13 protein-coding genes are annotated in these 13167 nt (G+C 53.2%); 6 read left to right on the forward strand and 7 right to left on the reverse strand.

The annotated features are described in order from the left end of the window. Positions 1 to 96 precede the first annotated feature (96 nt). The 5 genes from PJDR2_RS30010 (at position 97) to pepT (ending at position 4562) form a co-directional block, all read left to right on the forward strand. Complete coding sequence (locus PJDR2_RS30010; protein ID WP_015847507.1) at positions 97 to 465, forward strand: GntR family transcriptional regulator; 369 nt, start codon at positions 97 to 99, stop codon at positions 463 to 465. Further along, positions 465 to 1361: an ABC transporter ATP-binding protein gene (locus tag PJDR2_RS30015; protein ID WP_015847508.1), complete on the forward strand. Its 897-nt coding sequence runs from the start codon at positions 465 to 467 to the stop codon at positions 1359 to 1361. The genes PJDR2_RS30010 and PJDR2_RS30015 overlap by 1 nt, the downstream gene beginning before the upstream one ends. Beyond that, the gene (locus PJDR2_RS30020) at positions 1358 to 2038 is read left to right on the forward strand and encodes a hypothetical protein (RefSeq protein WP_015847509.1); all 681 of its coding nucleotides are present in this window, start codon (positions 1358 to 1360) and stop codon (positions 2036 to 2038) included. The genes PJDR2_RS30015 and PJDR2_RS30020 overlap by 4 nt, the downstream gene beginning before the upstream one ends. A 103-nt stretch (positions 2039 to 2141) precedes the next feature. Next, positions 2142 to 3182 carry a Glu/Leu/Phe/Val family dehydrogenase gene (locus PJDR2_RS30025; RefSeq protein ID WP_015847510.1) on the forward strand — a complete coding sequence of 347 codons (1041 nt, stop codon included), beginning with the start codon at positions 2142 to 2144 and terminating at the stop codon, positions 3180 to 3182. A gap of 144 nt (positions 3183 to 3326) precedes the next feature. Then, positions 3327 to 4562: a peptidase T gene (gene pepT, locus PJDR2_RS30030; RefSeq protein ID WP_015847511.1), complete on the forward strand. Its 1236-nt coding sequence runs from the start codon at positions 3327 to 3329 to the stop codon at positions 4560 to 4562. Here the strand turns inward: pepT and PJDR2_RS30035 are convergent, their stop codons facing one another. From PJDR2_RS30035 to PJDR2_RS32215, 5 genes are all read right to left on the reverse strand, one after another. Then, a complete protein-coding gene (locus PJDR2_RS30035; RefSeq protein ID WP_015847512.1) occupies positions 4563 to 5177 on the reverse strand; it encodes a flavin reductase family protein in 615 nt (204 codons plus the stop codon). Between the two features lie 21 nt (positions 5178 to 5198). Continuing rightward, complete coding sequence (locus PJDR2_RS30040) at positions 5199 to 5804, reverse strand: alpha/beta hydrolase (RefSeq protein WP_015847513.1); 606 nt, start codon at positions 5802 to 5804, stop codon at positions 5199 to 5201. Between the two features lie 35 nt (positions 5805 to 5839). After that, the gene (locus tag PJDR2_RS30045; RefSeq protein ID WP_015847514.1) at positions 5840 to 6790 is read right to left on the reverse strand and encodes a VOC family protein; all 951 of its coding nucleotides are present in this window, start codon (positions 6788 to 6790) and stop codon (positions 5840 to 5842) included. An 84-nt stretch (positions 6791 to 6874) separates the two neighbouring features. Next, positions 6875 to 7318 carry a MarR family winged helix-turn-helix transcriptional regulator gene (locus PJDR2_RS30050; protein ID WP_015847515.1) on the reverse strand — a complete coding sequence of 148 codons (444 nt, stop codon included), beginning with the start codon at positions 7316 to 7318 and terminating at the stop codon, positions 6875 to 6877. 142 nt (positions 7319 to 7460) lie between these two features. Continuing rightward, positions 7461 to 8471 (reverse strand): peptidoglycan-binding domain-containing protein, encoded by a 1011-nt coding sequence (locus tag PJDR2_RS32215; protein WP_015847516.1) that lies wholly within the window; start codon positions 8469 to 8471, stop codon positions 7461 to 7463. A gap of 209 nt (positions 8472 to 8680) precedes the next feature. Between PJDR2_RS32215 and PJDR2_RS30060 the strand changes: the two genes are divergently transcribed. Further along, positions 8681 to 11527 (forward strand): glycosyl hydrolase 115 family protein, encoded by a 2847-nt coding sequence (locus PJDR2_RS30060; RefSeq protein WP_015847517.1) that lies wholly within the window; start codon positions 8681 to 8683, stop codon positions 11525 to 11527. A gap of 43 nt (positions 11528 to 11570) precedes the next feature. Here the strand turns inward: PJDR2_RS30060 and PJDR2_RS30065 are convergent, their stop codons facing one another. Both PJDR2_RS30065 and PJDR2_RS33020 read right to left on the reverse strand, forming a co-directional pair. Next, positions 11571 to 12389, reverse strand: a complete 819-nt coding sequence (locus PJDR2_RS30065; RefSeq protein WP_015847518.1) for a GNAT family N-acetyltransferase — start codon at positions 12387 to 12389, stop codon at positions 11571 to 11573. A 148-nt stretch (positions 12390 to 12537) separates the two neighbouring features. Further along, entirely contained in the window at positions 12538 to 13101 is a 564-nt protein-coding gene (locus PJDR2_RS33020) for a WGxxGxxG-CTERM domain-containing protein (RefSeq protein WP_015847519.1), read from the reverse strand. Positions 13102 to 13167: the final 66 nt, after the last annotated feature.

A 13167-nucleotide genomic window follows, 5' to 3' on the forward strand; every position in this document is an offset into this window, starting at 1 on the left:
TTTTTGTAATGCCTATTGACTCCGTATAACGCTTCTTGTATAGTTGATTACATGAGTAACCAACCACTCAGGTAGCCAAGAGGTGAGGAAAACCATATGACCATAATCATCGACGATAGTCGCCCTATCTTTGTACAAATTGCAGAACGAATCGAAGACGACATCATTCAAGGTAGGCTTCCGGAGGAATCGCAGGTCCCTTCGAAGAACGAATTCGCCTCCTTTTATCAGATTAACCCCGCTACAGCCGCGAAGGGCGTCAACCTGCTGGTGGACGAAGGAATCTTGTATAAGAAAAGAGGGATTGGGATGTTTGTAGCCACAGGCGCGCGTGCCGTACTGGTCGAGAAACGCAAGGAGCAATTTTTCGAGCAATACGTCGTAACCATGATGCGGGAAGCCGAGAAGCTCGGCATTTCGGCGGATCAATTAACGGAAATGATTCGGAGAGGGGAGGCCAAATAATGAGCAACGTTGTTGAGGTAAGTCGTTTAACCAAATCGTACGGGAATGTTACGGCCGTTAACGAGGTGTCGTTCAAGCTTGAGGCGGACAAAATTTACGGCCTGCTGGGAAGAAACGGCGCCGGCAAAACCACGATTATGCATATGATTACCGCTCAGCTGTTCGCCACAAGCGGCGTGCTGAAGGTATTCGGCGAAGAGCCGTACGAGAACTCCCGCGTGCTCAGCCAAATCTGCTTCATTAAGGAAAGCCAGAAGTATCCGGATAACTACACGGTAAACGATGTGCTGGAGTTGTCCTCCTCCCTGTTCCCGAACTGGGATAGAGAGTTTGCGAAGGAACTGGTCAAAGACTTTCAGCTGCCGCTGAAGCGCAAGATGAAAAAGCTGTCCCGCGGCATGCACTCTTCCGTCGGCATTATCGTCGGGCTGGCCAGCCGCGCTCCGCTTACGATTTTTGACGAACCGTACCTGGGTCTCGACGCCGTTGCCAGAGCCTTGTTCTATGACCGGCTGATTGAGGACTATTCCGAGAAGCCGCGGACGATCATCCTGTCGACGCATCTGATCGATGAAGTAAGCCGTCTGCTCGAGCATATTATCGTCATCGACGGAGGCGAGGTTCTTATTAATGAAGATGCTGAAGAGCTGCGCGGCTCCGCTTATTCCGTGGCGGGTACGTCAACCGCGGTGGAAAGCTTTATTGCCGGCAAAACCGTCATTTCGCGAGAACCTTTCGGTGCTCTTCTGACAGTGGGCATTACCGGCAGGTTGTCCGAACAGGAGCGGAAGAAAGCCGATGCTCTTGGCCTAGCGATAGCCCCGATTTCCTTGCAGCAGATGATCGTTCAGTTAACGAGCAAAAAAACGGATGTTAAAGGAGGCTCCCGTAAATGAACCGAATTGGCAATGTACTGAAAATGCATCAACGCGACAAGTTCGCTTGGCTGATCATCCCGTTCATGATTCTTGGCTCCAGCTTTGTGATCAATCTGATCGTCGGGTTCCTGAGCGGCGTCGAGATTTACACCGGCGGCCTGATGTCCATCTTTATCTACATGCTTGTGCTTGGCATCATCGTTCTCCCGCAAACCTTTCCTTTTGCGATCAGCTTTAGCGTCCGGCGGACCGACTATTACTCGGGCACAGTCTTACACGCGTTGATCTCCAGCTGTTTCATGGCAATTATCCTGTTGCTGCTCAGCGCAATCGAGAAAGCGACCAACTTCTGGGGCACGGGACTACACTTCTTCCATCTTCCCTTTTTGACGGACGGCAATATTGTTCAGCAGTTTATCTTTAACTTCCTGACCCTTGCTCTGCTCTTCTTCTGGGGATTCACGATCGGCAGCGTGTTCCGGAAATTCCGGGCGATTGGCTTATTCGTCCTGACATTGGCCTGCCTGCTGGCCACAACCATTATGATGGTCCTCATTATCTCCAAAGACTGGTGGGATGAGATCGCGAACTGGTTTATAGATCTGACGGCCTTCGAGCTTTCGCTATGGTTCCTGCCGATCATTCTTATCTTCGCCATCGTCTCGTTCGCGCTGATCCGCAGATCGACCGTCTGATTTTTGCTCCCCCTTATCCGGGTATCCAGTGTCATCGGCTGTTGCTGTTGAATACAACGGTAATACCAATGCTGCTGGACTGCCAGACAAGGGGGATTTTTATATGGATTTGCGGAGCTTGTTAAACCTTGATGACTATGAACGGCTTGAGGTAATCCATGATGCGCGAAGCGGACTTACCGCAGTTATCGCAATCCATAGCACAAAGCTTGGCCCCGGGCTTGGGGGCTGCAGAATGTGGAACTACCCTTCCGTGGAGGATGCAATCATAGATGCCGTCAGGCTGGCCCGCGGCATGACTTATAAATCGGCGATGGCGGAGCTGCCCTTCGGCGGAGGCAAAGCGGTTATTATCGGAGATCCGGGCAAAGACAAAAACGAACGGCTGTTCCGTGCCTTCGGGCGGTTTATTAATCGGCTGCAGGGTGAGTATATTACCGGCATGGATGTGGGAACGACTTCAGCCGATATGGACTGGGTGTTCCAGGAGACGCGGTACGTCACCGATATCTCAGGATCACTAGGCGCAGCGGGTACCTTTACGGCGGATATGACCGCTTACGGCGTCTTTCTGGCAATGAAGGCCTCCCTGAAAAAAATGGACGGCTCGGAAAGCCTGTCCGGCAAAGTCGTTGCGGTTCAGGGACTCGGAAAAGTCGGCATGTTCCTCTGTCGTTACCTGGCGCTTGCAGGAGCTAAGCTGGTCGTAACCGACCTGAACGACGAGCTCGTCCGGAAGGCCGTGCAGCATTACGGTGCCCGGGCCGTCGGCGTGGATCAAATCGTGCATGAGCTGTGCGATATCTACGCCCCTTGCGCGCTTGGCGGCATCATTAACGATGCGAGTATCCCGCAGCTTCAATGCCGGATTGTTGCCGGAGCGGCCAACAATCAACTGGCGGAGGAGCGCCATGGCGATGTGCTGCATCAGCGGGGCATCCTGTATGCGCCGGACTATGTGATCAACGCCGGCGGAATCATCGTGACCGCCGCCGAGTTGAACGACAACTCCCCGTCCTACGCCAGAAGCCGCGTCGAACAGATCTCCCGCACGCTGACGAACGTATTCGACTGGTCCGACAAGCATGGCGTATCCACGGCCAAAGCCGCCAACCAGCTGACCGAGCAGCTGCTCGGCGAATAAGCGGTTCACACGCAGCAAGGGCTGCTCCCTGGTCGCCATGACCATAAGGAGCAGCCCTTGCTGCCGTCTGCGGTTATTCGATTTCTGCTTTCTACTCCTTTATAATGGGAACATAAGCAAGATACCCGAAAGGAGCCGGAACAAATGAAAGAAGAAATTATTAAACGACTGACCTCGTATGTCATCGTCGATACCCAATCCAATGACGAGAGCGAGACCTGCCCATCTACGCCGGGCCAGCTTACGCTTGCGAACCAGCTTGTTGAAGAGCTCAACTCGATCGGGATGCAAGAGGTAACAATCGACCCGAACGGTTACGTAATGGCAACTCTGCCGGCTAACACAGATAAACAGGTGCCCACCATCGGCTTCCTGGCACACGTAGATACAGCAACCGACTTTACCGGCAAAAACGTAAAGCCGCAGCTCGTTGAATATGAAGGCGGCGACATTACGCTGAACGAAGCGCTTGGCGTCGTGCTGTCGACGAAGGATTTCCCGGAGTTAAGCCAATACAAAGGCCATACGCTTATGACGACGGACGGCACAACGCTGCTTGGCGCCGATAACAAGGCCGGTATTGCCGAGATCATGACAGCCATGGCCTATCTGATCGCGAATCCGGACATCAAGCATGGCAAAATCCGCGTTGCTTTCACGCCGGATGAAGAGATCGGCCGCGGCCCGCATCGCTTTGACGTCGCTGCATTTGGCGCCAAATATGCCTATACCGTCGATGGCGGCCCGCTGGGCGAGCTGGAATACGAGAGCTTTAACGCGGCGGGTGCCAAAATTACCGTCAACGGCACCAATGTCCATCCGGGCACGGCCAAAGGCAAAATGGTCAACTCGATGAAAATCGCCATGGACCTTCACAGCCGTCTTCCGGCTGCCGAAGCGCCTGAGCTTACCGAAGGCTATGAAGGCTTCTATCATCTGAACACACTGCAGGGCGATGTGGAACAAACTAAGATGTCCTACATCATCCGCGATCATAACCGCGAGAAATTCGAAGCGAAGAAAGCGAATATCTCCCGGATCGTTGAGGAGCTAAAAGCTATTCATGGTCCCAACAGCATCGTACTCGAGCTGAAAGATCAGTACTATAACATGCGCGACAAAATCGAGCCGGTATTCCATATCGTCGAAATCGCCCGCGAAGCGATGGAAAGCCTGGATATCAAGCCGCTTATCAAGCCGATTCGCGGTGGTACCGATGGCTCACAGCTGTCGTATATGGGCCTGCCGACTCCGAATATTTTCACCGGCGGCGAGAACTACCACGGCAAATTTGAATATGTCTCCATCGATAACATGGTTAAATCCGTGCAGGTGATTGTCGAGGTTATCAAAAGCTTCGAGGCACGCGGACAAGAGTAATTACGAAGGCCGCTCTACTTCGAACAGCTCGCCAAGCTTCGCATACGAAGCGCCTGCAAGACGGCTGACCGGCTGAAGCACCGACGCATCGATATGGTTCCGTTCATCCGCGATGGATTCATGGAGATGGTAGCGGATAACACGGCCGATCAACAGGTCGGCAGCTGGAGCATCGGCCGTTCCGCCAAGCGGAATCGCCTGCTCCAGCACGCATTCCAGCCGGACCTTGGCATCCGCAATGCCGGGAACGGAAATGCGTTCGCTAGGAACCGCCGTCAGTCCGGCGAGAGCAACCTCGCTCTCTTCCGGCGGCAGGCTGGCTGCCGTAGCATTCAGCTTTTCCACATACGATTCATCCGCAATGTGAACGACAAACTCACCTCTTGCGACGGCATGACGAGAGGTATCCTTCCGGATACCTCTTTTGCGTTGCACGGATACGGAGATCAGCGGCGGATCAGCCGTCACGATATTGAAATAACTGAATGGCGCTGCGTTCAGCACGCCATCCTCGGATAAGGTCGTTACCAGGGCAATCGGCCTTGGAACAACCGTACCCGTAAGCAGCTTGTAATTCTCCCGCTCGCTTAAGTTTTCTGCATCAATCCGGATCATGAATCCGCCGCCTCCCCTGTCTTAGAAATGGTCTTTATACCAAGCTGCCGCCGCAGCTACCTCGGAACGGGTAAGCTGATGACCGAACCGTTCCCAATGCACGTCTACCGCTGCGCCCGCACCGCCAAGCAAGGCTTCCAGCTCGTTAGTCTCCTCGGGCGAGCAGATCGGATCATTCTCCCCTGCCCCCATAAATACCGGCACTCCGGACAGATCCGGCAATTCAAGACCCCGGATCGGTACCATCGGATGATGCAGGATTGCCCCGCGCAGCGAGTCTTTGTAATGGAACAGCAAGCTGCCCGCGATATTAGCGCCGTTGGAGTAACCCACGGCTACCAGGTTACGGCGATCGAACCCGTACTCCTCTGCCGCCCGGTCAAGAAAATCATTCAGCTCTTTTGTCCGGAACACTAGATCCTCCAGATCGAATACGCCTTCCGCAATCCGGCGGAAATAACGCGACATTCCGTTCTCGGATACATTGCCCCGGATGCTGAGTACGGACGACTCCGGCGAAAAAGCTGCTGCAAGCGGCAGCAGGTCATGCTCTGTGCCGCCTGTGCCGTGGAACAGGACGAGGACCGGCGCCGCCGGATTCGTCCCCTGTTTGAATATATGCTTCATGGTATAAACCTCCTAAGATGAATTGTCGCCTAATATTAACGATCCAGTTCCATTACCCGTACATCAAACGGTGTGAGCAGCTGCTCCAGAGTTGCACGGTGTTGCTCGTACCATGCCGGCAGCATCAGCTGTTCGCCAAGATGTTCAGGATCTTCGTCACGGGCGAATCCCGGAGGATCCGTAGCGATCTCGAACAGTATGCCGCCTTGCTCGCGGAAGTAGAGCGCATTAAAGTACTGACGGTCGACGATTGGGGTTGGCTGGAAGCCGTTCGCTGCTATATGTTGCTGCCAAGTGAGATGCTCGGCATCGTCTTTTGCTCTCCAGGCGATATGGTGAACGGTACCGTGACCGCCATGACCGGCTGCCATTGGCTCCGTATTCACGTCGATGATGTTGCCCAGTTCGCCAAACGATTGGTAACGTGCCAGACCGTTCTCTTCATCCACTTTCGACAGACCCATTACATGCTCCAGCAATTGCGCGGTTGCCGCCGGATTGGTACTGTACAGAATAGCGCCTCCAAAGCCTTTGATCGCATTATCGGCCGATACGCCGCCAAACGACCATGTGCTTCTTGGACCTTCTTCGCGCGCTACCAGCTCTACAAGCAAGCCGTCCGGATCGGCGAATTGCAGGTACTGCTCGCCAAAGCGTGAGGTCTCATTGAATTCGATCCGGAATTTCGCAAGGCGTTCTTTCCAGAAGCCCAGGGTACCTTCAGGCACGACATAAGTGGTGTAACCTACCTGACCGCCGCCTACAACGCCTTTACGGGAGTTTTCCCAAGGGAAGAACGTGATAATTGTGCCAGGGCTGCCGGCTTGGTCGCCGAAGTACAGATGGTACACTTCAGGTGCATCAAAGTTGATTGTTTTTTTCACGAGACGCAGACCAAGCACCCCTGCGTAAAAGTCTGTAGTCACCTGAGGATGTTTTACGAAAGCCGTAATATGATGGATACCTGCTGTACGTTGATTTGTCATTATTTCCACTCTCCTAATGGGTTAGTTTAAGAATCTTTAATTTAAGATATAAGGCCTGACTTGATGTATATGCTACGACCAACTCTATTTGAAGGTCGTCTGCGCGAACTTGCCTAATTTCTTGAGCAGCAGGCTTGCAACCTGCTTCTCTTCCGCTGTCAGTCCTCCAACCGCTCCCTCAATTACGAGGGTATGCTGCGGGAACACTTCTTCTATAAACCGTGTCCCTGCTTGGGTAATTTCAGCGTAAATCAGCCTCCGGTCTTCGGTTGAAGCTCTGCGGCTGACGAAGCCTTTCTTCTCCAGCTTATCGATGACGTAAGTGATATTGCCGCTGCTCATCAGCACCTTCTCGCCGATTTGCTGCAAGGGCTGCGGCCCTTTGTGATACAGAAGCTCCAGCACTCCGAACTCGGTCCGGTTAAGGCCATGCTTGCGGATATCCCGGTCGGCATGCGCGTTCACCCATTGGCTTGCTCTGGCAAGCGCGATGTAAAGATCAAGCGAATCATCTTTTTCCTTTTCCATTTGCTCGCCTCGCTTTCGTTTATCTTGATTTTAAGATACTTTATTTCGAGGCAAATGTAAAGAGGTTTTTGAAAAAAACTTTTGAAGGGGCTGTCCAGCATGCCGGACAACCCCTTTATTTCTAGGTTCCTCTATGCGAGGTTTAACGCATATTAGGTGCGGAATTTTCGCTTGGCGCTTTGTTAGGCGCCGGATTTGGTGCTGCGTTAGGCGCTTGATTGTTAGGCGCGATGTTGTTGCCGCCGCCATTGCTGCCGCCGGTACCGCCACCGCCGATTCCTTTGCCGCCGCCCGTACCGCCAGTTCCACCGCCGCCAAAGCCTTTGTTGCCTTTGCCGCCTTCCTGCATTTGGCCGCCTCCGCCGCCAAAGCCTTTACCGCCTTTGCCGCCTTCTTGCATTTGGCCGCCTCCGCCGCCAAAGCCTTTACCGCCTTTGCCGCCTTCCTGCATTTGGCCGCCTCCGCCGCCAAAGCCTTTGCCGCCGCCTGCGCCACCACCGATACCTGCGCCGCCGCCTGCTCCGCCGCCGCCACCAGCTCCTGCGCCGCCGCCAGCTCCTGCGCCGCCACCAGCTCCTGCGCCGCCGCCAGCTCCGCCGCCGCCGCCAGCTCCTGCGCCGCCGCCTGCTCCGCCGCCGCCACCAGCTCCTGCGCCGCCACCAGCTCCTGCGCCGCCGCCAGCTCCTGCGCCGCCGCCAGCTCCTGCGCCGCCACCAGCTCCTGCGCCGCCGCCAGCTCCTGCGCCGCCGCCTTGACCAACGCCAAGACCTCTAGCTTTGCCAACGCCTTTAGCGCTTACCTTCTTACCGTATTTTGCCGTGTTGTACGAGTAAGTAATCGACTGGAATGTTTTCGAATCTACCGAGCCAGTCACTGGAAGGCCATGCGTTTTTTGATAATGCTTGACGCCTCTTACGGTTGTATTGTCATAATAACCGTTGATTTTGCCGGAATAGCTGCCGATTCCCTTAAGCATCCCTTGAATAACATAGATGTCCGGTCCTTTGGCTCCTTTGCCGACCGCAAGAGTCGTTCCGGCACCGCCAAACATAAGTGCAGCAGACAAAACAACCGCACCCAGAATTTTTCCGGCCTTTTTAGCCTTCCCTTTATTCTCGCCCTCACGGGAAGACAACATCCAATCCCATTTCATTTGTTACTACACCTTCCTATTCTCATTAAATTGTATTTCCACGCCTTACTATTCCCCAATTCAAAATTTCATACGGCGCCTTTTCGATTTAAAAAATTAAAGAGTTTATCGTGAAAATTAAACATGTTGCGCCAACCCTGATTTTTCTCCGGAACCCTTGTTATATAATGATGTCGCTTTCATTACATTTATTGAACGGGGGTCTTGGCATGCTGAACGACAACTATATCGCATTCAGTTATCACGAAGGCCATTTTCCGCTTTCCCATGATGGGAAGGCGGCCGATATTTACGTATCCGAACAAGATTACGCAGGTGTTATCCGGGCAGTATCAGACTTGCAACAGGATATTTATAAAGTCACGCAAACGAAACCGCAAATCATTCGTCAGGCAGAAGAGCTGAAGTACAGCACGGTTATTATAGGCACAATCGGAAAGTCCGCCCTGATCGAGAAGCTTATCGCGGAAGGAAAACTGGATGCCGCCAGTCTGACGGGCAAATGGGAGTCCTTTGTGCTGCAGACGGTTGCTAATCCTCTGCCGGGCGTGCACGAAGCTCTTATCATCGCGGGAAGCGATAAACGAGGCACGATCTACGGCATTTACGATATTTGCGAGCAGATTGGCGTATCGCCTTGGTATTATTGGGCTGATGCTCCGGTCCGCAAACGAACGGCATTAATGTTCCGCAACGGCATTTACAAACAAGGCGAGCCATCCGTCAAATACAGAGGTATTTTCTTGAATGACGAAGGTCCTTCTCTTATGGCCTGGGTCCGGGAGAACTTCGGGGACTTCAAGCACAATTTTTATGAACACGTATTCGAGCTGCTGCTCCGACTCAAGGCTAACTATCTGTGGCCGGCCATGTGGGATAATACCTTTTACGAAGATGACGAGCTGAATCCCGCGGTTGCGGATATGTATGGCATCGTAATCAGCACCTCCCACCACGAGCCTATGCAGCGTCCGCATGGCGACTGGAAGAAACATAAGCAAGGGCCTTGGGATTATTGCATTAATGAGGAAGTGCTCTACAAGTTTTGGGAGGAAGGCATTCGCCGGAGCGCCGGCTACGAGAATGTCATTTCGCTTGGGATGCGGGGAGACGGCGATGAGGCAATGGGAGGTCAACTCTCGTTCCGGGAGAAAATCGAACTGCTTCAGCGGATCGTCCAGGACCAGCGCCATATTATTGGCGAGCAGATGCAGACCGATCCCTCGGAAGTTCCGCAGTTATGGGCATTGTATAAAGAGGTTCAGGAATATTACGAGAACGGCATGCGCGTGCCGGATGACATTACGCTTTTGTGGTCCGACGACAATCATGGGAATCTGCGCAGAGTACCCGCCGAAGAGGAGCGGCGCCGTTCCGGAGGGGCGGGCATCTACTACCATCTAGACTACATGGGTGGTCCGCGTTCCTATAAATGGGTTAATACAGTGCCGCTAGAGAAAATTTGGGAGCAGATGCACAAAGCCTACGAGTACGGCGCAGACCGGATTTGGATACTGAACGTCGGCGATTTGAAGCCGATGGAATGCCAGCTGGAGTTCTTTCTTCGGATGGCATGGAACATGGACGAATGGAATAAGGACAACATCGGAGACTACAGCATCGGTTGGGCGGAGCGGCAATTCGGCTCCATCTATGCGGAAGAGGCCGCGCTTATCATTAACCGGTATTCCAAATGGAACGGAAGGCTGAAGCCGGAGCTGCTAAACGCCGTTTCGCTATACAGCTCCGTGCATTATAAAGAGGCGGACAACCTTCTGGCCGAGCTTCATGGGACCGTCAAGCTGGCCGAGCAGGTGTATCGGGACATTCCTGCTGCAGCCAAAGACGCCTTCTTCCAGACGGTGCTCTATCCGGCCAAAGCATCTGCCCAGGTACTCGAGATGTATATCCGCGTCGCGAGGAGCAAGCTGTATGCCGCCCAGGGACGGGCTTCAGCGAACATTGAGGCTAAGCTCGCCAAGCAGCTATTCGAAGCTGATGCCTCGCTCACCTTTATGTATAATCACGAGATCGCAAGCGGCAAATGGAACCATATGATGGATCAGCTTCATATCGGCTATACGTACTGGAACCAGCCGGAGGAACACATTATGCCGGAGGTTGGAACGGTTAAGCTGACACGCGAAAAATCGGGATTAGGCGTTGCTGTCGAAGGCTCGGAGCTGGCATGGCCGCGTGACCCGCAGCTTCCTGCCCTTTCCTTCGACACGTACACGAGGGAAAGCCGTTATATCGATCTGTTCAACCAGGGAACGGACGCGTTCAACTTCTGCGCGAGAGCCGATCTGCCTTGGATCAAGTTAAGCCGCACGACTGGCAGCGTTGAAATCGAAGAACGACTATGGATAGAGATCGATTGGAACGAGGTGCCGCTCAGCGATAAAATCACCGGAAGCATCACCTTAATTGATCTGCTAACCAGCAAAGCTTTCTCCGTCATGATTCACGTCATGAATCCGGCATCGCCTTCCCGCGAAGCCTTGACCGGTTTTATGGAGACTAACGGATATATCTCTATCGAGGCGGAGCATTACAGCACGAACAACGAAGGCGGCGGAGCAAGCTGGCAGGTCATTCCGAATTACGGCAGAACCTTGTCTTCCATGGCGGTATTTCCGGTAACTGTCCCTTCGACCCCCATACCCGAGCCAGACGCATCTCCTTGTTTGGAATACGAAGTATACCTGACTACGCCGGGCGAGCTTACCGTAACCGCCCTGATCGCTCCAACGATCGACTTTATTCCTGGACAAGGCTTACGGCTTGGCGTTTCGTTTGACGACGGCCCCGTTCAAGTGGCAAGCGCAATCGGCCTAACCAACGAAGGCGGCTATTCGGAGCCCGATTGGGAGCAAAGCGTTATTCTGAATATCCGCTCGGTCGTAACGAAGCATACGCTCCCGGAGACCGGTTATCATAAGCTAAAAATATGGATGGTTGATCCAATCGTTGTCCTGCAAAAAATCGTGATCGATACCGGCGGCTTAAAGCCCAGCTATCTTGGCCCGCCGGAAAGCTACCGTGGTTCACGGTAGCAACAGCAAACCCTCTCCGCTTAAGCCGGAGAGGGTTTTGTCTTTAGGATACGAACTTGACGTCGGCTACCTTGCCGCTTTCCACAAAGCCGATATTCTGATACACCTTATTGGAATCGGGGTTGGTCAAATCCGCATACAGCATGGGGATCCGGTTTTCTTGCACGATCAGGCCGCAGCAGGCGGCAACCGTCGCGCTTGCAAACCCTTGCTTGCGCAGCTCCAGCGGCGTGTAGACATAATTAATGCGGGCATGGCTTGGAGAACGGTGAGCGATATGCGCCATCGATACCGGCATTTGATCAACGATCCATATGTATAGATTGCCTGTTGCAATCGTATTTTCCGCCGTGGGCAATTGGCTTGCCGGATGAACCTTGTAGCCATAGGCGCTTTCCGCAAAGCCGGCCATAAAATCCGCGATTAGCGGAGCGTCCGAGGCAACGGTTGGCCGCAGCTCCCCCTTCACTGCCGACGGGTACCGGATATCCGGACAATAATAAGCTTCCATCCCCATTTTATACTCGGGGCGCACACGGTATCGGACAGCGTACAGCTCCGCAAACAGCTTGGCATGCCTAGGCTCCGCCGTAATTCCTCGAAGCGAATGTCCGGTGAGCCTCACCAGGGCTTTAAGGAGAAGGAGTCTTGCCTCTTCCGGAAGTGCCTCATCCACCCACAACCAGGCATTATGACCAGGCGAACCGGCAAAAATCGCGGAGCCCCCTGCGGCTCTATAGATGACCGACTGGCTCATTTCGCATATCCGGTGCAGCAAATTCATCTTTACCTCGTCTGTGACAAATAACGGCGATCTTAAAGCATCCATAGCCTGCTCGCCAGGCAGCAATCTTTCCCACATCACGACTCCTCCTTTCCATATGGTTCGTGTACAAAGAAATTCCTCCCAGTCTATATGTATCTGATGTATTCGTCAATCCTACAAAAAGCCCTGCTCACTGAGCAGGGCTTTGCTTAATTTTATGAGTTCAATAATCAACTTTTAGCGATTAGGTGCGTTCGCGATCGCGGCTTCTGAGGCCGAACAATCCGACTAGACCAAGAAGGCCAAGCCAACCCCAATTATTAGTGCGGTCATTCGTGGTTGCCAAAGTACGGTAATTGCCATTTGTTAGGGCACGCGTTCCTGTAACCGTACCTGTAGTACCTGTCGTACTATAGCTGTTCATCCGGTTTGTATTGCCAATGAAGCTGTTCCGGTTAGGATTGTAGCCATTGTTTGTACTATAAGTGCCGTAATTGTTTAATCCGTAACCATTGGTGGTGCTGTAGTTGTTCGTGCCGTACGGGTTGGTGCCATAAGTGTTCATACCGTAGCTGTTTGTGCCGAAGCCGTTCGTTCCGTTTAATGTTCCATTGTAATTGTTCGTACGGCTAGGCGTTGTGCTGTTGCCGTCCGTACCGTAAGTGCCGTAAGTCGTGGAACCGTAATGCGTGCTGCGGAAGTTATCCGTTGCAACTTCATCTTTGGCGGAAGCGGCAAAGGCTGGTACGGAAGCGGCGGACATCACAATAGTTGCGGCGCACAGCGTTGAGAACAATGTCTTTTTCATTGGCGAAGACCTCCCTCGGATATTTGGTACATCCATAAGTGTGCTGAGCGGGAGGCGCTGATATTC

Origin of the sequence: Paenibacillus sp. JDR-2 (assembly GCF_000023585.1) — a bacterium.
Classification (GTDB): Bacteria; Bacillota; Bacilli; order Paenibacillales; family Paenibacillaceae; genus Pristimantibacillus.

What these genes read in the sequence shown, in the direction of transcription:
- PJDR2_RS30060 (WP_015847517.1), top strand. Translation starts at nt 8,681, where the DNA reads ATGCTGAACGACAACTATATCGCATTCAGTTATCACGAAGGCCATTTT.
- PJDR2_RS30050 (WP_015847515.1), bottom strand. Translation starts at nt 7,318, where the DNA reads ATGGAAAAGGAAAAAGATGATTCGCTTGATCTTTACATCGCGCTTGCC.
- PJDR2_RS30065 (WP_015847518.1), bottom strand. Translation starts at nt 12,389, where the DNA reads ATGTGGGAAAGATTGCTGCCTGGCGAGCAGGCTATGGATGCTTTAAGA.
- PJDR2_RS32215 (WP_015847516.1), bottom strand. Translation starts at nt 8,471, where the DNA reads ATGAAATGGGATTGGATGTTGTCTTCCCGTGAGGGCGAGAATAAAGGG.
- PJDR2_RS30045 (WP_015847514.1), bottom strand. Translation starts at nt 6,790, where the DNA reads ATGACAAATCAACGTACAGCAGGTATCCATCATATTACGGCTTTCGTA.
- PJDR2_RS30010 (WP_015847507.1), top strand. Translation starts at nt 97, where the DNA reads ATGACCATAATCATCGACGATAGTCGCCCTATCTTTGTACAAATTGCA.
- PJDR2_RS30040 (WP_015847513.1), bottom strand. Translation starts at nt 5,804, where the DNA reads ATGAAGCATATATTCAAACAGGGGACGAATCCGGCGGCGCCGGTCCTC.
- PJDR2_RS30025 (WP_015847510.1), top strand. Translation starts at nt 2,142, where the DNA reads ATGGATTTGCGGAGCTTGTTAAACCTTGATGACTATGAACGGCTTGAG.
- PJDR2_RS30020 (WP_015847509.1), top strand. Translation starts at nt 1,358, where the DNA reads ATGAACCGAATTGGCAATGTACTGAAAATGCATCAACGCGACAAGTTC.
- PJDR2_RS33020 (WP_015847519.1), bottom strand. Translation starts at nt 13,101, where the DNA reads ATGAAAAAGACATTGTTCTCAACGCTGTGCGCCGCAACTATTGTGATG.
- PJDR2_RS30035 (WP_015847512.1), bottom strand. Translation starts at nt 5,177, where the DNA reads ATGATCCGGATTGATGCAGAAAACTTAAGCGAGCGGGAGAATTACAAG.
- PJDR2_RS30015 (WP_015847508.1), top strand. Translation starts at nt 465, where the DNA reads ATGAGCAACGTTGTTGAGGTAAGTCGTTTAACCAAATCGTACGGGAAT.
- pepT (WP_015847511.1), top strand. Translation starts at nt 3,327, where the DNA reads ATGAAAGAAGAAATTATTAAACGACTGACCTCGTATGTCATCGTCGAT.